The organism is Candidatus Ruthia magnifica str. Cm (Calyptogena magnifica), from assembly GCF_000015105.1.
Classification (GTDB): domain Bacteria; phylum Pseudomonadota; class Gammaproteobacteria; order PS1; family Pseudothioglobaceae; genus Ruthia; species Ruthia magnifica.
Genome location: NC_008610.1, coordinates 416,218 through 433,342, shown reverse-complemented (window position 1 = coordinate 433,342; position 17,125 = coordinate 416,218). Strand labels below are relative to the sequence as shown.

Annotated in this window: 15 protein-coding genes; 7 read left to right on the top strand and 8 right to left on the bottom strand. The window is 33.7% G+C overall.

The annotated features are described in order from the left end of the window. Nucleotides 1-2 precede the first annotated feature (2 nt). From RMAG_RS01990 to RMAG_RS01980, 3 genes are all read left to right on the top strand, one after another. Nucleotides 3-743, top strand: a complete 741-nt coding sequence (locus RMAG_RS01990) for a YebC/PmpR family DNA-binding transcriptional regulator (protein ID WP_011737786.1) — start codon at nt 3-5, stop codon at nt 741-743. Between the two features lie 1,335 nt (nt 744-2,078). Next, a complete protein-coding gene (purL, locus tag RMAG_RS01985) occupies nt 2,079-5,903 on the top strand; it encodes a phosphoribosylformylglycinamidine synthase (RefSeq protein WP_011737785.1) in 3,825 nt (1,274 codons plus the stop codon). A 405-nt stretch (nt 5,904-6,308) separates the two neighbouring features. Further along, a complete protein-coding gene (locus RMAG_RS01980) occupies nt 6,309-6,956 on the top strand; it encodes a M48 family metallopeptidase (RefSeq protein ID WP_034416090.1) in 648 nt (215 codons plus the stop codon). A gap of 944 nt (nt 6,957-7,900) precedes the next feature. Here RMAG_RS01980 and grxD read toward each other — a convergent pair. Then, a complete protein-coding gene (gene grxD / locus RMAG_RS01975) occupies nt 7,901-8,230 on the bottom strand; it encodes a Grx4 family monothiol glutaredoxin (protein ID WP_011737783.1) in 330 nt (109 codons plus the stop codon). Nucleotides 8,231-8,280: 50 nt separating this feature from the next. Next, complete coding sequence (locus RMAG_RS01970) at nt 8,281-8,868, bottom strand: class I SAM-dependent methyltransferase (protein WP_041194934.1); 588 nt, start codon at nt 8,866-8,868, stop codon at nt 8,281-8,283. Nucleotides 8,869-8,927: 59 nt separating this feature from the next. On the opposite strand from RMAG_RS01970, the gene trhP reads away from it, so the two are divergent. The 3 genes from trhP to RMAG_RS01955 all read left to right on the top strand — a co-directional run bounded on the left by trhP (nt 8,928) and on the right by RMAG_RS01955 (nt 12,638). After that, the gene (gene trhP, locus RMAG_RS01965) at nt 8,928-10,283 is read left to right on the top strand and encodes a prephenate-dependent tRNA uridine(34) hydroxylase TrhP (RefSeq protein WP_024792215.1); all 1,356 of its coding nucleotides are present in this window, start codon (nt 8,928-8,930) and stop codon (nt 10,281-10,283) included. A gap of 61 nt (nt 10,284-10,344) precedes the next feature. Continuing rightward, the gene (gene dxs / locus RMAG_RS01960; RefSeq protein WP_011737780.1) at nt 10,345-12,147 is read left to right on the top strand and encodes a 1-deoxy-D-xylulose-5-phosphate synthase; all 1,803 of its coding nucleotides are present in this window, start codon (nt 10,345-10,347) and stop codon (nt 12,145-12,147) included. Further along, nucleotides 12,144-12,638 carry a DUF2062 domain-containing protein gene (locus tag RMAG_RS01955; protein WP_011737779.1) on the top strand — a complete coding sequence of 165 codons (495 nt, stop codon included), beginning with the start codon at nt 12,144-12,146 and terminating at the stop codon, nt 12,636-12,638. Before dxs ends, RMAG_RS01955 begins: the two co-directional genes overlap by 4 nt. Here RMAG_RS01955 and ispG read toward each other — a convergent pair. The 6 genes from ispG to smpB form a co-directional block, all read right to left on the bottom strand. Beyond that, nucleotides 12,625-13,701 (bottom strand): flavodoxin-dependent (E)-4-hydroxy-3-methylbut-2-enyl-diphosphate synthase, encoded by a 1,077-nt coding sequence (gene ispG / locus RMAG_RS01950; protein WP_011737778.1) that lies wholly within the window; start codon nt 13,699-13,701, stop codon nt 12,625-12,627. The genes RMAG_RS01955 and ispG overlap by 14 nt on opposite strands. Continuing rightward, complete coding sequence (locus RMAG_RS01945) at nt 13,701-14,006, bottom strand: hypothetical protein (protein ID WP_011737777.1); 306 nt, start codon at nt 14,004-14,006, stop codon at nt 13,701-13,703. The genes ispG and RMAG_RS01945 overlap by 1 nt, the downstream gene beginning before the upstream one ends. Beyond that, nucleotides 13,990-15,060 (bottom strand): dual-specificity RNA methyltransferase RlmN, encoded by a 1,071-nt coding sequence (gene rlmN / locus RMAG_RS01940; protein ID WP_011737776.1) that lies wholly within the window; start codon nt 15,058-15,060, stop codon nt 13,990-13,992. The genes RMAG_RS01945 and rlmN overlap by 17 nt, the downstream gene beginning before the upstream one ends. A gap of 48 nt (nt 15,061-15,108) precedes the next feature. Beyond that, nucleotides 15,109-15,534, bottom strand: a complete 426-nt coding sequence (ndk, locus tag RMAG_RS01935; RefSeq protein WP_011737775.1) for a nucleoside-diphosphate kinase — start codon at nt 15,532-15,534, stop codon at nt 15,109-15,111. 95 nt (nt 15,535-15,629) lie between these two features. After that, nucleotides 15,630-15,923 (bottom strand): HU family DNA-binding protein, encoded by a 294-nt coding sequence (locus RMAG_RS01930; RefSeq protein WP_422851290.1) that lies wholly within the window; start codon nt 15,921-15,923, stop codon nt 15,630-15,632. 170 nt (nt 15,924-16,093) lie between these two features. Next, on the bottom strand, nt 16,094-16,591 hold the full coding sequence (smpB, locus tag RMAG_RS01925; RefSeq protein ID WP_011737773.1) for an SsrA-binding protein SmpB: 498 nt from the start codon (nt 16,589-16,591) through the stop codon (nt 16,094-16,096). On the opposite strand from smpB, the gene RMAG_RS01920 reads away from it, so the two are divergent. Further along, nucleotides 16,590-17,021 (top strand): type II toxin-antitoxin system RatA family toxin, encoded by a 432-nt coding sequence (locus tag RMAG_RS01920; protein WP_011737772.1) that lies wholly within the window; start codon nt 16,590-16,592, stop codon nt 17,019-17,021. The two genes, smpB and RMAG_RS01920, sit on opposite strands and share 2 nt — an antisense overlap. The last annotated feature ends 104 nt before the right edge of the window (nt 17,022-17,125 follow it).

The following is a 17,125-nucleotide window of genomic DNA, read 5'->3' as shown; positions in this document are numbered from 1 at the left end:
TTATGGCAGGACATAGTAAATGGCACAATATTCAACACCGAAAAGGCGCACAAGATGCTAAGCGTGGAAAAATATTCACCAAACTGATTAAAGAAATTGTCATCTCTGCCAAAATAGGTGGTGGTAGAATTGAAAATAATCATTCTCTTAAAATAATAATTGATAAAGCCTTAGCAGTAAACATGAGGCGTAATACCATTGAAAATGCCGTCAAACGTGGTAATGGCGATTTTGATGGGAATAATTATGAAAAAATTCGTTATGAGGGTTATAGCTTAGGTGGCACTGCTATTATGGTTGACTGTTTGAGTGATAATCGTAATCGCACGATATCTGATATACGTCACGCTTTTTTAAAACACGGCGGTAATTTAGGAAGAGATGGCTCGGTATCTTATCTATTCACCAAACAGGGTTTTATTAGTTTCGATACAGGCAATGAAAACCAAATTATGGAAATAGCCCTTGATGAAGGTGCGCAAGATATCATCACCAATGACGATGATTCCATCGATGTCATCACTACACCTGAAGATTTTTTCACCATTAAAGATGTACTTACAACATCAGGGCTTGAACCAAGTCACGCAGAAGTAACGATGGAACCTGCCAGCCGTGTTGAACTTAATCTGAGTGATGCAGAAAAATTCATGAAATTAATTGACCACTTAGAAGATTTAGACGAAACCAAAAAAATCTATCATAATGCAGATATTTCCGATAAGGTAATGGTGCGGTTATAATGTGATTTATGAAACATGAATGATTAAAAAATTTTGGAATATTACTGTTGTAAATATTAATAGTGGTTTAATTTTATTTTCTATACGTCCAAAAACAAAAAAATAAATTGACATTCAAATTGAACAGCGAATGAATGAAAGGTTTAAAATAAAATGAAGCCTCTAACATATAAAAGCAATTTATACCTTATATAAACTGAAATATAGAGGAAAAGAAATATCGTAAACAAATTGCACAAATTTTGTGTTCGCATATTCGCTCAAAAACCAATGAAGAAGCATTTCAAAAAAATATAGTAAACATCCATCAAATGAAATACAAATCACCATTAATCTTTTATTTAAAGAAAAGGCTCAGGTGTACGAGATTTTGTAAAAAAAATATTAAGTTAAAAAATACAATCAAGATCATTGAAAATTCTAAGTCTTATTTGTCTGATTATTAGTGTCAAAATATGCAAGCAATTATCAAAGATAAGAAGAGTCTTGATCCAAATTATAATGTACTAAATGATTGTATTACTGACGTTTTAGAAGATAGTTAAAATTCAAGTCCAAGTAACTATTAATAAAGACTGTGGTACAACTACAAAATACCAAGTAAGTCATTTAAAAAACTCAGCCTATTATATTTCAAGATAAATCTATCCGTAAAAATTGGAGGAAGATCAACAAAAATGATATTTTCAATGGTGAATGCTAAGACCTCCTACATGTAAATATTGGAATACTTTTTAAAAAACTAAAACAAAATGAATATGAGCTGTCCCCAGATTATGGCAGTTGAAAATATTATTTAACTAATGTGGCAAATACTAAAGCTATTTTTAGACTAATTTAATCTATTCCCTCGTTAAAAGTCAAGCCATTTAAATTTTGACTAGCTAAGATTGGTAATGATATAGTTGATAAAATTTACGACTTAGAACTTGTAATTAATCATGCTATTCAAAGTTATCATCAAAAGAGTTATAATGGGAAATGAATTAATCAGAGACTAAAATCTATTGAAATTCGCAAAAATTTGATTAATGAATGATAAAAATGTAGTACCAAAGAAGATGTTGAATATGCTATTTTAACTAATGAAATTCTACAATCTTGGAGTAAGATAAATACCCAAGAATACAAAAAATTTAAAGGACTACACAAAGAGTCGTTAAGGAATAATATAAGTAGTTTAGAATTGCTGCTCAATATGTTAGCTGAAGCATCCACTGCTGAGACTAGTAAAAATGAATAAATAAAAGGTTTAAATAAAAATTAAACTGTTGCTAGAAAAGGTGGTTTAGTTGCCAAAAGTGCAAAAATAAAATTAGAATAAAAATATTTTAAATGATAAAAACTATTCAACACATTCAAGCATTAAGTGATTTTAAGCAAGATATGCTTAATAAAAAAATAGCTCGGCTTGGGGTCAAATTAATCAATACTGAGTTTGTGCATTTTGTAAATTATGAAAGTTTACTGACTGATAATGAAGTAATTACACTTGAAGAACTTTTAAGTTACGGCTCTTATGTTGAAATAACCAATGACATGCAAATTATTATTATTCCACGCCTTGGTACAATCTCGCCTTGGTCGTCAAAGGCGAGTGATATTTTGCATTTGTGCGGGCTTGAAAAGGTGCATCGTATTGAGCGTGGGGTGATTTATCATCTTGATAAAAAAATCACAGATAAAAAGGCAATTTTATCTATCATCATGGACAAAATGACCGAATCAGAACTTAGTTCAATTGATGATGCGCATTTAATTTTTGACAATTTTGAGCCTCGACTATTAGCAAATATTAATATTTTAGCTGAGGGAAAATCTATACTAGAACGTATTAATATAGAATTGGGTCTAGCATTATCGAGTGGTGATATTAACTATTTAGTGGATAGTTTTACCAAACTAAAGCGCAATTCTACAGATATTGAATTGATGATGTTTGCACAAGCAAACTCAGAACATTGTCGGCATAAAATTTTTAATGCGGATTGGATGATTAATGGCAAGTCTCAAGTAAAAAGCCTATTTTCTATGATCCGCAATACTTATCATCAACATCCAGAAGGGTTATTAAGTGTTTATTCAGATAATTCAGCGGTGATGGCGGGTTATCAGGGTGAACGTTTTTATGCAAATACCAAGGGCAAATACGTCACTTCAAAAGAACATCGAGCAATTTTGATGAAAGTTGAAACTCATAACCATCCTACTGCTATTGCGCCTCATTCAGGAGCAGCCACAGGCTCTGGTGGGGAAATTCGCGATGAAGGCGCGACAGGTCAAGGTTCCAAGCCTAAAGTAGGTTTATGTGGATTTAGTGTTTCTAATTTAAACATTAAAAATGCTCAACAGCCTTGGGAGATTAATTATGGAAAGCCCAATAAAATTAAATCAGCACTTGATATTATGCTTGAAGGACCAATTGGGACAGCTAGTTTTAATAATGAATTTGGTCGTCCAAACACCTTGGGCTATTTTAGAACTTTTGAACAAAAAACACCGAATGGCGACGTGCGTGGCTATCATAAGCCAATTATGTTGGCAGGTGGTTTGGGGCATATTCAAGAACAACACATTAAAAAAGGTAATATTCCAGTGGGAAGTAAGATTATCGTTTTAGGTGGCCCAGCAATGTTAATCGGCTTGGGTGGTGGTACAGCATCAAGTATTAAAAGTGGTGAGCAAAACGAGGATTTAGATTTTACTTCAGTGCAACGTGCTAATCCTGAAATGCAAAGGCGCGCTCAAGAGGTGATTGATAGCTGTACCAATATGGGCAAAGACAATCCGATTGTTTCTATTCACGATATTGGCGCAGGTGGCTTGTCTAATGGCTTGCCTGAACTGGTGAATGATTCTGCTAGAGGTGGACGATTCCAATTGCGTGCTATTCCCAATGATGATTTTAAAATGTCACCACTTGAAATTTGGTGTAATGAATCACAAGAACGTTACGTGTTAGCGATTGAGGAAAAAAATCTTAAGATATTTACAGATATTTGTACTCGTGAGCGGGCGCCTTTTGCAGTGCTAGGTGAATCAACCAAGGAACAAGTACTTATCTTGAACGATGAATTATTTGACAACAACCCCATTAATATACCCATGGATGTTCTGCTTGGCAATCCACCAAAAATCAGTATTAATGTACGCTCAGAAAGTGATCATCTTAATGCATTGAATACTAATAATATCACTATTGATGACGGTATTTCTAGACTATTACAACTTCCAACCATTGCCAGTAAAAATTTCTTAATTACCATTGGCGATAGAAGCGTCACCGGCTTAGTCGCACGTGACCAATTTATAGGGCCGTGGCAAGTACCTGTTGCAGATTGTGCTATATCGTTAGCAGACTACACAAACTACCAAGGTGAAATCATGTCTTTGGGTGAAAAAACACCTTTGGCATTGTGTAATGCTGAATCTGCAGCTAGAATGACAATTGGTGAAGCTTTAACCAATATATTAGGTGGCTTTGTAGAAGATATTCACCACATTAGTTTAAGTGCCAACTGGATGAGTGCCAATGGACATACAAATGAAGACGCAAAATTATTCTCAGCCGTTAAAGCTATAGGTATGGATTTATGCCCAGAATTAGGTTTGACAGTACCTGTAGGTAAAGACTCAATGAGCATGAAAACTTCATGGCAGGAACAAGGTGAGGATAAATCAGTCACCGCTCCACTTTCGCTCATTATTACTGCTTTTTCTAAAACCCCTGATGTTCGCTTGCAACTTACACCACTACTTGAAACTGACCAAGATAGCGAGTTATTGTTGATTGATCTTGGCTTTGGAAAAAATAGAATGGGGGGCTCTTGTTTGGCACAAGTTTATAACCAAGTCGGTAAAGATGCACCTAATCTTGATGATGCTTCTGTGTTTAAAAACTTTTTTACAGTCATCAATCAGTTTAATAAAGAGGGCTTAATCAGTGCTTATCATGATAGGAGTGATGGCGGTGTTATCACCACTTTAATGGAAATGGCATTTGCTTCACATTGTGGCTTAAATATTACTTCTAATGGTAAAATTGAGGATTTGTTTAATGAAGAGTTAGGTTGTGTTATTCAAGTTAAAGCGAAAAATAAACAGACTGTTACTAACCTTTTAAACTACGTTGGATTGTCAAACTGTACACACAAAATTGCTTCGATTAATCATACTGATACAATTGAAATCATTGTAAATGATAAAATTATTTACAATAAACCAAGGGCTAAATTACAATCCTTATGGTCAACCACTTCATTTGAAATCGCTAAGTTAAGAGATAAACCTAATTGTGCCGAACAAGAATTTAATAATATAGCTCATAATACTCCAGGTATCAAAATTAACCCTAGTTTTGATATTAATAAATCGGTTTCAGCACCTTATATCCTAAGCTCAGTAAAACCAAAAATTGCTATTCTAAGAGAACAAGGTATTAACGGACAGATAGAAATGAGTGCTGCGTTCACAAAAGCTGAATTTGATGCCATTGATGTACATATGAGTGATATTTTATCTGATAAAGTCTTCCTAGCTGATTTTAAAGGTTTGGTAGCTTGTGGTGGTTTTTCTTATGGCGATGTGCTTGGTGCAGGACGTGGTTGGGCCAGCTCTATTTTGTACAACGAGCGTACTAAAGATGAATTTGAAGCTTTTTTTTCTAGAAAAGACAGTTTTGCATTCGGTGTTTGTAATGGCTGTCAAATGATGTCTAATTTAACAGACATTATCCCTGGCTCATCACACTGGCCAAGTTTTCATCGTAATGTTTCAGAGCAGTTTGAAGCGCGTTTTTCCTCAGTTAAAATTAAACAATCAAACTCAATTTTTTTAAAAGATATGGCAGGCTCAATCATGCCAATTGCCATTGCTCATAGCGAAGGTCGTGCAAGCTTTGCACCTAAAATGGATAAAAACCATTCAATCATGCAATATGTTGATCATGGTGGCAAACCAACACAAAATTACCCACACAATCCAAATGGCTCAGATTTTGCCACAGCAGGTGTTACCAGTAAATCTGGACAAGTTACCATCATGATGCCACATCCAGAAAGAGTATTCAGAACGGTACAAAACTCACACTATCCAAAAAACTGGCATGAACGCAGCCCATGGATGAGAATATTTGAAAACGCTAGAGCTTGGGTTGATTAATACAAACTTTAACAATTATTTAAAAAGTTATGATTAATTGCTACTTAGTTTTTGTGCTGTATCGTTATCTTTAATTACTTCAAATATTTTTTCAAAAATACCATTTAATTTAAACAAACCAACAATTGATAATACAAAACGTTGAATACTTTACACATCTCCATCAATCATGCCAAGTACTTTATAAAAATCAATCTTAGTCACGCCAGAATGTAAACTAATTCACCATTGCATCATAAACATATATTTCATGTTCTAGTTTTATTGGTTAAGAATTTTGTATATTGTCATTATCTGCCTTTTTATTATTTATTGCCATGATTTCTCCACTATCTTTTAGATAAGAGCTTTTCATATACAAATTAAAATAACATTCTATACTGGTTTTAATAAATGATTCAACTCATGAAATATCAACTTATTCGCTCTAAGCGAAAAACACTAAGCTTACAAATTTCTGACAATGCAGAACTATTGATACGTACACCAAACAGGCTAAGTATCAAAAAAATTGAAAGTTTTATCCGTGAAAAGCAACACTGGATTGAAAAAAAACAAGCGCTGATTAAAAACACCAAACGAAAAATGCATTACCATGAGGACGAAGATCTTTTGTATTTAGGTAACACCTACCCACTTAAACTCATACACATGCAAAAACCACAAATACATTTTGATGGTACGAACTTTTATTTAAGTGGCGATGGTAAAACGCATTTTCACACATGGTATAAAAACACATTTAGAAACATTGCTCTACCCAGACTTGATTACTATGCCGACTTACACCAACTTAATTACAAAAAGGTGTATCTTAAAGCACAAAAAACCAAATGGGGGTCTTGTAGTCACGTTAATAATATTAACTTAAATTATCTACTCATCATGGCACCAATGAATGTAATTGATTATGTTATTGTACATGAGCTTGCCCATATCAAACACAAGCATCATCAAAGTGAGTTTTGGCAATTAGTTAAATCTATTTTGCCTAACTATCATCAAGCCAAGAATTGGCTTAAAGAACAAGGCCATCAATTAAGAAGATTGTAAAATATATTCAATTTAATTTTTTCTCGAAAAGTTATTTGGTTAAAGTTTGTAAGTGAGTTGTTCTTTCACTCAAATAGTTTAATTCTTCTTCTATGATTTTATCATGTATAGAATAGTGTGCTTTAACATAGGCTTATTTAAGCAACTGAAAACAACTACGCTTAAACTTGTTATTTTGTAAAAAACATCAATTAATATTTCATCTTGATGAACCACCATGTTATAAATTATGAGTATAAGGTTTATATTAAGCTAAAACTAAGAATAGACAAGAGTAACAATTTTCTACTACTTAATAAAATATAAAAATTGCTTATTTTAAATTTCCTCTATCAAAAAACAGAATTAAAAATTAGAAAAAATTCATTCATACTACAAAACCACTCATCATAATCAAAAATCACCATTTTTTTTACATTTTTCTTAGGTTAAATTCCCAAGTATTATCAATTCTTTTCTGCTTAACTCATATAGGAACAACTCCGCTCTTAAATCAATAAAGAAATATTGCCCTTCTTTTAAAGCACTATTTACCTTGTCCAAGGCATACACAATTAAATTACACTCCAGCTTAAAAGGTGATGCTAAGAAGATTTTAACTTTATCCCCAAGGTATCTCTACAAATCATAATTTGTGGCCAAGTAAAATTGATTAACAATCACTAATATAACTAATCTGTGATTTATTTACTCTTGCCAGCGGCGCGACTTATTTATTTCTAGGCAAATTTTTTACTATAAAATATTTCATTTGGTTTAGTTAAATAAATATTGGATATTTATTGTTGACAGGAATTATACAGATACAATAATAAGTGTGCAGTAGAGGATAGAGTTTTATTATTATCATGATAAAAATAGTTAAAACTCCACTCCCTACTACTTTAAGAATAAAGTAGATAAAACTCTTAAAAAATGATACTACTATGTATAACTATAAAACACTACTTGGTGTCGAATTTTTCGCTAGCTTTTTCCATTTCACCCTTTAAAGTACCCATATCAGCCATTTCAACAATAATATCGCCACCACCCACTAACTCTGAGTTGAAATAAATTTGCGGGAATGTTGGCCAGTCTGCAAATACAGGTAAGCTCTGAAAGACTTCTTGGTCTTCAAAAATATTAACATAGGTAAACTCAACACCTGTTGAGGCAAGCGTTCTCGCTGCTGTAGCGGAAAAGCCACATTGTGGAAATTGTGGCGTACCCTTCATATAAAGTATAATTGCTGCACTGTCTACTTGCTGTTGAATTCTGTCCATTACGTCCATCTTGTATTACTCCTTTAATACTTAATTGCTGAGTATTTTACTCATATTTTCTATTTAATCGCCTGAGAAATTGTGTATTTTTGTCCTTGTTTGAGTTTTTTATAATTACCAAATACGGATTTAAAATTGTCTTTAATAAAATGTCTTAAGCCATTAATGCTTACAAACATTATTTTACCATTTGGTTTTAACGCATCATAAGCATCATACAAAATAATACTAAGCTGTTCTCTGCCTACTTTCGCAGGTACATTTGATAATATTTTATCAAAATAATTTGTTTTGTTAACACTTAAAAACGCATTTGACAAATAAGCCTGTGCATTGTTAATATGATTAAGTTTGACATTGATGTTTGACAACTCAACAGCAACAAAATCTTTATCTACCATGTGCACTTCTCCTTGTGGACAAGACTTGGCGACTGCTAAACCAATAGGGCCATAACCACAGCCTAAATCAAGGCATTTATCATCATTGGAAATTCTTAAATGCTTCATGAATAATTCAGTGCCATCATCAATAGAACGAGGACTAAACACACCCCAGCGAGTTTTTAGAGTTAAATCAATCCCAAGTAAATTTGTTTGAATGGTTAAATCTTGCTTTAATCTTGGAATATCTTTTTTTGTAAACATATCACGTCTCATTATACATAAGGGTATTTAATAAACTGCTGATGATAAAATATACAACTATGAAAAAACCAGAACTACTCTCTCCTGCTGGCAGTCTTAAACATATGCGCTATGCTTATGCTTACGGTGCAGATGCTATCTATGCAGGACAACCAAGATACAGCCTTAGAGTGCGTAATAACTCATTTGATAGTAAGACTTTAGAACGAGGTATACTTGAGGCGCATGCAAATAATAAAAAATTCTTTGTTGCCTCAAACATCATTCCACACAATAGCAAGATTAAAACTTACATGAAAGATATTGAACCTATCGTTAATCTTAATCCTGATGCTTTGATTATGGCAGACCCTGGCTTAATCATGATGGTGAAAGAAAAATTTCCAAATCAAGTTATTCATTTATCAGTTCAGGCAAATGCGATTAATTACGCAACGGTAAAATTTTGGAAAAATGTGGATATTAATCGCATTATTCTTTCGCGTGAGTTGTCATTAGATGAAGTTAAAGAAATTCGCCAAGAATGCCCAGATATTGAATTAGAAGTATTTGTGCATGGCGCACTGTGTATTGCTTATTCTGGTCGTTGTTTGTTATCAGGTTATTTTAATCACCGTGACCCAAACCAAGGTTCATGCACCAATTCTTGTCGTTGGAAATATGACGTCAAACAAGCCGAAGAAACTCTTGAGGGTGATATTAAAGCAGTTGAAATTAAAACTTCTGAAAATCAAATTGTGCTACTTGAAGAACAAAGTCGTCCTGGTGAGTTGATGCCAGCTTTTGAGGATGAACATGGTACTTATATTATGAATTCTAAAGACTTACGCGCCGTTGAGCACGTACACACACTCACAGCTATTGGGATTGATTCACTCAAAATCGAGGGTAGAACCAAATCACATTACTACGCTGCACGCACAGCACAAGTATATCGACAAGCCATTGATGATGCTGTTGCTGGTCATGAATTTAATAAAGATGCCTTTGGTGTGCTAGAAAATCTTGCCAATCGAGGGTATACCGATGGCTTTTATCAAAGACACCAACCAGAAGAATTACAAACTTATTTTGATAATTATTCACGCTCAAATAAGCAACAAGTAGTGGGAGAAATCCTAGATTATAAAGATGGCAAGGCTTTTATCGAAGCTAAGAATAAATTTAGTGTGGGTGATTCTATTGAAGTTATCTTGCCTAATGGTTGTTTTAATACCACTATTAAATCGATGCTAACTGAACATAACGAAGTGTTAAATGTTGCCAAGGGTAGTGGCTATAGAGTGTGGATTCCGATGCGTGATATCAAGCCAGAACTTGGCTTTATCGCTAGAAATTTTGATGAAAAGATTAAAATTAAAAACAAAAACATTCAAAAAGATCCTTTGCTAAAAATTCGCCGCCCTTCCTGGTAGTTTTAAAATAGCCTTACTATTACCAGTATAATGATGTTTTTTTAAGTTAAATTTAAATTTGGTGTTAAATTCAATAACGTCTCCTCTAGATATTAAACAACTTGACATTGCAAAATTGCAATCTTTAGCTGAAGAAGTACGTACGTTTTTAATTGAGAGTATTCAAAAAACAGGTGGCCACTTAGCGCCCAATCTTGGCACAATTGAGATGACCATTGCCACACATTATGTGTTTGACACACCTAATGATAGCTTTGTCTTTGATGTTGGGCATCAGGCTTATACCCATAAAATCCTCACAGGTCGTTTTGATAAAATGCACACATTACGTCAAAAGGGCGGCTTGTCAGGTTTTACAAAACGTAGTGAAAGCAAACACGATAGCTTTGGTGCTGGACATTCATCAACTTCAATTAGTGCCGCTTTAGGTATTGCTATTGGTAACGGTATTAACAATAATAATAGTAAATCTATTGCTATGATTGGCGATGGCGCACTCACAGGCGGCATGTCATTTGAAGCACTCAATCATGCAGGTGATAGTGATGCAGACTTACTCATTATCTTAAATGACAATGATATGTCAATATCAAAAAATGTGGGTGCTATGAATAAATATCTTACCAAGCTTATCTCTGGAAAGGTTTATTCAATCATGAAATCAAAGTCACTAGGATTTTTAGAAAAAATGCCTAAAATCCATAAATTTGCCAAACGTTCAGAAGAACACCTTAAAGGCATGGTTCTGCCTAGTACTTTATTTGAGGAGTTGGGGCTTGATTATTTTGGGCCTATTGATGGACATGATTTACCCACATTAATCCAAACGCTACAAAACCTAAAACAACAAACAAAACCAAGACTCTTACACATTATTACCAAAAAAGGTTACGGGCTTAAAACAGCAGAGAACGATCCGTGCAAATTTCATAGTGTGTCACCTATTTCATCAAACTCTTCCAATCTGCCCAGTTATAGTACTGTATTTGGTGTTTGGCTAAATAACACCGCACTTCATCATAAAAACCTAATTGCTATTACGCCTGCTATGTGCACTGGATCTGGTATGAGCGAATTTAAAAAAAATTATCCTAAGCAATATTTTGATGTGGGTATTGCAGAACAGCATGCTATTACTTTTGCAGGTGGACTTGCCACTCAAGGTTTAAAACCGATAATAGCTATCTATTCTACTTTTTTGCAACGTGGTTATGATCAACTTATTCATGACATTGCATTGCAAAATCTAAATGTTATTTTTGCAATTGACCGAGCTGGATTAGTAGGAAGTGATGGCGCAACCCATGCAGGCAGTTTTGATTTGAGTTTTTTAAGATGCATTCCCAACTTAACTATTATGGTGCCAAGCAATGCAATGCAAATGTATCAAATGTTTAATACTGCATTTGAAACTAACGGTACTATTTGTATACGCTACCCTAAAGGAACATCAGATATTAAAAATTACATCACTGATGAGAAAATTCCATTGGGTAAAGCAAAAATTATACTTGAAGGCTCTAATGTAGCAATTTTTGCTTTTGGTATTATGGTCAAAAGTGCACTTACCGCAGGTAAAAAACTAAATGCAACTGTGGTTGATATGCGTTTTGTTAAGCCGCTTGATAAAGCACTAATTATTAAATTAGCCAGTTCACACACCAAACTTATCTCTATTGAAGATAATGTCATCATAGGTGGTGCAGGCAGTGCAATCAGTGAACTGCTACATCAAAAAAATATCAACACACCTTTAAGCATTTTAGGCTTGCAAGACAAATTCAGCGAGCAAGGTGAGCAACAAGAATTGTATGATTTGTATGAATTAAACGAAATAGGCATTATAAATGCTGTACATTCATGAAAAAACTATTAAAACGCTACAGTCCTAATCCAGATGAGTTAAAAAATCATAAGCATTTAGGCTGGCTTGGTAAGCATTTACATCATTCAAGCTTGTGGAACTTTAATAGAAAATCTATCTCTAAAGCATTTGCAATTGGGCTATTTTGTGCATTTATTCCCATACCCTTCCAAATGCTATTGGCTGCACCAATTGCAGTTATATCTAGTGCAAACTTACCACTATCTATTGCACTAGTTTGGATTACCAATCCTATTACTATGCCAGTTATTTTTTATGGTTGCTATAAACTTGGTTCTTGGATCTTGGATGTTAGTATCGAGAAAGACCTTGTTATGTCACTTGAGTATGTTTGGCAAGTATTTAATGTTATTTGGCAGCCTTTCTTACTTGGGTGTTTGATTGTTTCTATCGTCAGTTCAGTACTTAGCTATTTATTGATACAATTTATTTATCGCTACAAGGTTTACAAAAGGGTTAAGGGCTTTTAAGCCTATTTCTAACCTGAGCTTCAAGTTCATTCACCAAATTTTCATTAGTTATTTTAGAATGGGTTTTACCATCAAGATACAAAAGATTCGGCTCACCACCTATTAAGCCGACTGACACTGCCTTTGCTTCACCGGGCCCATTAACCACACAACCAATCACTGCCACATCAATTGGCGCAGTAATGCCTTCAAGACGAGACTCCAACTCATTAACTATTTTAATCACATCAAATTTCTGTCTAGAGCACGATGGACAAGCAATTAAATTAACTCCTTTTGAGCGTAAATTTAAAGATTTTAAAATATCAAAACCAACACGTACTTCATCAACTGGATCAGAGGCTAAAGAAATTCTAATTGTATCACCAATACCTTCTGATAATAACAAACCCAAGCCAATCGAAGATTTAATCGTACCAAAACGCAGAGATCCTGCTTCAGTAATACCTAAATGTAATGGATTATCAATTTGAGAAGCTAGTTGCTGATAAGCAAATACAGTCATAAAAATTTCACTGGCCTTGAGTGAAATCTTAAAATTATCAAAATTTAGTTTATCTAAAATGTCAATCTGCCTAAAGGCAGATTCAACCATTGCCTCAGGCGTTGGCTCTGTGTATTTTTTTTGCAAATCTTTTTCCAAAGAACCTGCATTTACACCAATTCTAATGGGAATATTATGGTCTATAGCTGCTGCCACTACTTCTCTTATTCTGTCTTCTCGTCCAATATTGCCTGGGTTGATTCGCAGACAATCGGCGCCATATTCTGCTACCTTGAGTGCAATTTTGTAATCAAAATGGATATCAGAAATCAATGGAATATTGACCTGTTTCTTTATGATTTTAAAAGCTTCTGCCGCATCTATTGTCGGTACAGATACACGTACCAAGTCAGCACCTGCATTTTGAATGGCCTGTATTTGCGCAACTGTTGCCTTGACATCAGTCGTTTCAGTATTAGTCATACTTTGTACTGAAATTGGCGCATCACCACCAATTGCAACATCACCTACAAATACTTGTTTAGATTTTCTTCTTTGAATTATATATACTGGCTTCATTAATTCTTTTTGATATAATTATAAATTGCTTCATCTAGTGCTTTTGGGTTAATAATTTTTTTATTAGAATCTGAATCAAGCGATGAATGATTATCAATTATAACGGTACTCGTAATCTCTTTTTGTTCTTTTTCGCCCTTACTAATAATAATTAAAATAGGTGCTTCTTTTATTTTTTTAGTGTCATATTTTTGATTTAAATACCAAAAAATACTTATCATAAAAGCCAAAATAAGTAGTATCCACCATTTTAATTTAAGCTTTTTATTTCTTTTTTTGGGATAGTAATCAATGCCTTCTATCATAAGTTCTTTTGGTTTTATCCAACACTTTTCCAGCCAATTGCCCGCAAGCGCCACCAATATCTTCACCACGAGTGCGGCGCGTCATGGTGCGAATGCCTTGATGATATAAAATATTTTGAAACTTTTCAATGGTCTGTGCACTTGATGTTTGATATTGAGTTTTCTCAAATGAATTAAATGGAATTAGGTTTATTTTAGCCGAAATACCTTTTAATAATTTTACTAACTTATTAGCATGTTCAATAGAATCGTTCACACCCTTAAGCATGACATATTCAAACAAAATATGGCGCTTCTGAGTGCCAGCTTGCAAATACACTTTGCAAGCCTTTAGCAATTCTTCAAGTGAATATTTTTGATTAATAGGTACTAATTCATTTCGCAGATGATCATCAGATGCATGCAAGGAAACAGCTAAACTCACAGGAGTTCGTTCACTCATACGTAGCATAGCTGGTACCACACCAGAAGTAGAAATGGTCACCTTACGCCTGGATAAACCAAACGCCAAATCATCAAGTAATAAATCACAAGCATTATACACTGCGTGTTCATTTAATAAAGGCTCGCCCATACCCATAAACACAACATTAGAAATACGTTTGGTTTTGGAATTAAGATACCTACTGGCAATCAATACTTGGGCAATAATCTCAGCCGTTGTGAGATTTTTGTTAAACCCTTGCATACCAGTTGAGCAAAAAGTACAAGCCAAGCCACAGCCAACTTGGGAAGAAATACAAAGTGTGCCACGGTTTTTTTCAGGGATATAAATCATTTCAATATGATTGTTTTTATCCAATGCCAATACCCATTTAATTACCCCATCTAGAATAAAATTTTGTTTAACAACTCTGAGCAACTCAACACAAACTACCTTACTTAATTCATCTCTTAGAGATTTACTAAAATTAAGCATTTTTTCAAAATCAAACTCATGATCTTTATAAATCCACTGCATGATTTGCTTAGTACGATAAGGCTTTTCACCTAAACCCACAAAAAAATCATTCAGTGCATTCTGATTAAAACTTAAAAGATTTTTCTTATTCATATATTTTTTGCATCAATCCTTGCTTAATACAAGAAAGGTGTATTAGTGTTAACGAGTTCTTGGGAATACACCATCTTTGCCAAAAAAATACTCGATTTCAATAGCTGCATTTTCTAAAGAATCAGAGCCATGTACTGCATTTTCATCTAAAGACTTTGCAAAATCAGCACGAATAGTGCCTGAATCAGCCTCTTTAGGATTAGTAGTGCCCATAATTTCACGATGTCTAACAACAACATTTTCCCCTTCTAAAACCTGAACCATTACTGGGCCAGATGTCATAAATTCAATCAACTCACCATAAAATGGACGATTCTTATGCACTGCATAAAAACCACCTGCCAAATAATTATCAAGATGAATCATTTTGCTGGCAACAATTTTAAAACCAGCTTCTTCAAAACGAGAATAGATTTGACCGATTATGTTTTTTGCAACCGCATCTGGTTTGATAATTGATAAAGTACGTTCCATAGAAATCTCCACTAATCGTAAATAAAACGAAAATTTTTCTAAATTTTAGACATAAAAAAGCACCTAAAGGTGCTTTTTAAAACTAATTAATAAGTCTACTTATTAACCGCTTCCTTTAATGCTTTGCCTGCTTTGAAAGCAGCCACTTTTGATGCTTTGATTTGAATCGTTGCACCTGTTTGTGGATTACGACCTGTACGTGCTGCACGATTTCTGACAACAAAACTACCAAAGCCAGTAAGTTGCACACCATCACTACTAGCCATAGCACCAGTAATAGCATCTGTTGTTGCATTTAATGCACGAGAGGCGTCTACTTTAGATAAGTTTGCTGCTAATGCAATTGCATCGATTAATTCTGATTTATTCATTTTTTCTCCTCGAAAAATTAATTTGTAAAAATACTAAATGCTAAAGGTTGGCCATTAAAGGAGGTAGAGAATGAAAAGCAAATAAAAACTATCTATTGCCAACCTCCAACATTTAGACCTTCAAATTATAAAGGCATTTTTCTTAGTAAATTACAAATTTATAAAAAATAAATAATCACCAATCAAAACTAAAAATTAAAAATTTTATTTGTCTCTTTTAGCGTTCTTTGCTTGTCTCTTTGCCAATCTTTTAACTTAATGTCTTGACGTTTGTCATGAGATTTTTTACCCTTAGCCATGCCAATTTCTAACTTCACCTTGCCCCTAGCCCAATAAAGCTTAAGTGGTACAATAGTGGCTCCTTTTTGGTTAATATTGTCTTTAATACGATTAATTTCTAAACGATTGAGTAATAATTTTCGAGTACGAGTAGAGTCGGAATTAACATGTGTTGACACGCTCTTAAGTGGTGAAATATGTGCACCAAACAAAAATAGTTCGTTATTTTTTAAAATAACATAACTTTCTTTGATTTGGACTTTAGAGTCTCGCAAGCTTTTTACTTCCCAACCCTCTAAACTTAAACCAGCTTCTAAGGTTTGTTCGATAAAATAGTTATGTCTTGCCTTTTTATTAAGCGCAATGATGTTTAAACTTGTTTTTATTTTTTTATTGTTTTTAGCCATGCATCATATTTCTAAAAATGCTATTGTTACTTATTCTTGTGAACAAATGTATCAATTAATTAATCAAGTTAATCAATACCCTCAATTTCTTAATTGGTGTTCAGATGCTTCTATTTTAAAACAATCTAATGACCAAATTATAGCTTCGGTTAAAATTAATAAAGGGGTTTTCAATCAAACTTTCACAACAATCAATACTTTAATCCCCCATAAAAAAATTGATATGCGACTTAAGGAGGGGCCATTTAAATATCTAAATGGTGCTTGGATATTTACAAAACTAAGTAGTAACGCCTGCAAAATTGAACTCAATTTGGCGTTTAATTTTTCATCAAAACTAGTAGACATCGCCATATCGCCCATTTTTACTTCGATTGCCAATTCTCAACTGGATGCGTTTGTAACAAGGGCCAAACAAGTCTATAGCTAAAACCTATCTTTAACAAGCCATTTAGCGTTTTATACCAATTTAATGGTGAAAGTATAATACCTTGTCTGGTTTTATATTACTATGAAAGATATTTGTCCTATTAA

Excerpts from the sequence above, each read along its gene's own strand:
- RMAG_RS01990 (WP_011737786.1), top strand. The coding sequence starts at position 3 with ATGGCAGGACATAGTAAATGGCACAATATTCAACACCGAAAAGGCGCA.
- purL (WP_011737785.1), top strand. The coding sequence starts at position 2,079 with ATGATAAAAACTATTCAACACATTCAAGCATTAAGTGATTTTAAGCAA.
- RMAG_RS01980 (WP_034416090.1), top strand. The coding sequence starts at position 6,309 with ATGAAATATCAACTTATTCGCTCTAAGCGAAAAACACTAAGCTTACAA.
- grxD (WP_011737783.1), bottom strand. The coding sequence starts at position 8,230 with ATGGACGTAATGGACAGAATTCAACAGCAAGTAGACAGTGCAGCAATT.
- RMAG_RS01970 (WP_041194934.1), bottom strand. The coding sequence starts at position 8,868 with ATGTTTACAAAAAAAGATATTCCAAGATTAAAGCAAGATTTAACCATT.
- trhP (WP_024792215.1), top strand. The coding sequence starts at position 8,928 with ATGAAAAAACCAGAACTACTCTCTCCTGCTGGCAGTCTTAAACATATG.
- RMAG_RS01955 (WP_011737779.1), top strand. The coding sequence starts at position 12,144 with ATGAAAAAACTATTAAAACGCTACAGTCCTAATCCAGATGAGTTAAAA.
- ispG (WP_011737778.1), bottom strand. The coding sequence starts at position 13,701 with ATGAAGCCAGTATATATAATTCAAAGAAGAAAATCTAAACAAGTATTT.
- RMAG_RS01945 (WP_011737777.1), bottom strand. The coding sequence starts at position 14,006 with ATGATAGAAGGCATTGATTACTATCCCAAAAAAAGAAATAAAAAGCTT.
- rlmN (WP_011737776.1), bottom strand. The coding sequence starts at position 15,060 with ATGAATAAGAAAAATCTTTTAAGTTTTAATCAGAATGCACTGAATGAT.
- ndk (WP_011737775.1), bottom strand. The coding sequence starts at position 15,534 with ATGGAACGTACTTTATCAATTATCAAACCAGATGCGGTTGCAAAAAAC.
- RMAG_RS01920 (WP_011737772.1), top strand. The coding sequence starts at position 16,590 with ATGCATCATATTTCTAAAAATGCTATTGTTACTTATTCTTGTGAACAA.
- smpB (WP_011737773.1), bottom strand. The coding sequence starts at position 16,591 with ATGGCTAAAAACAATAAAAAAATAAAAACAAGTTTAAACATCATTGCG.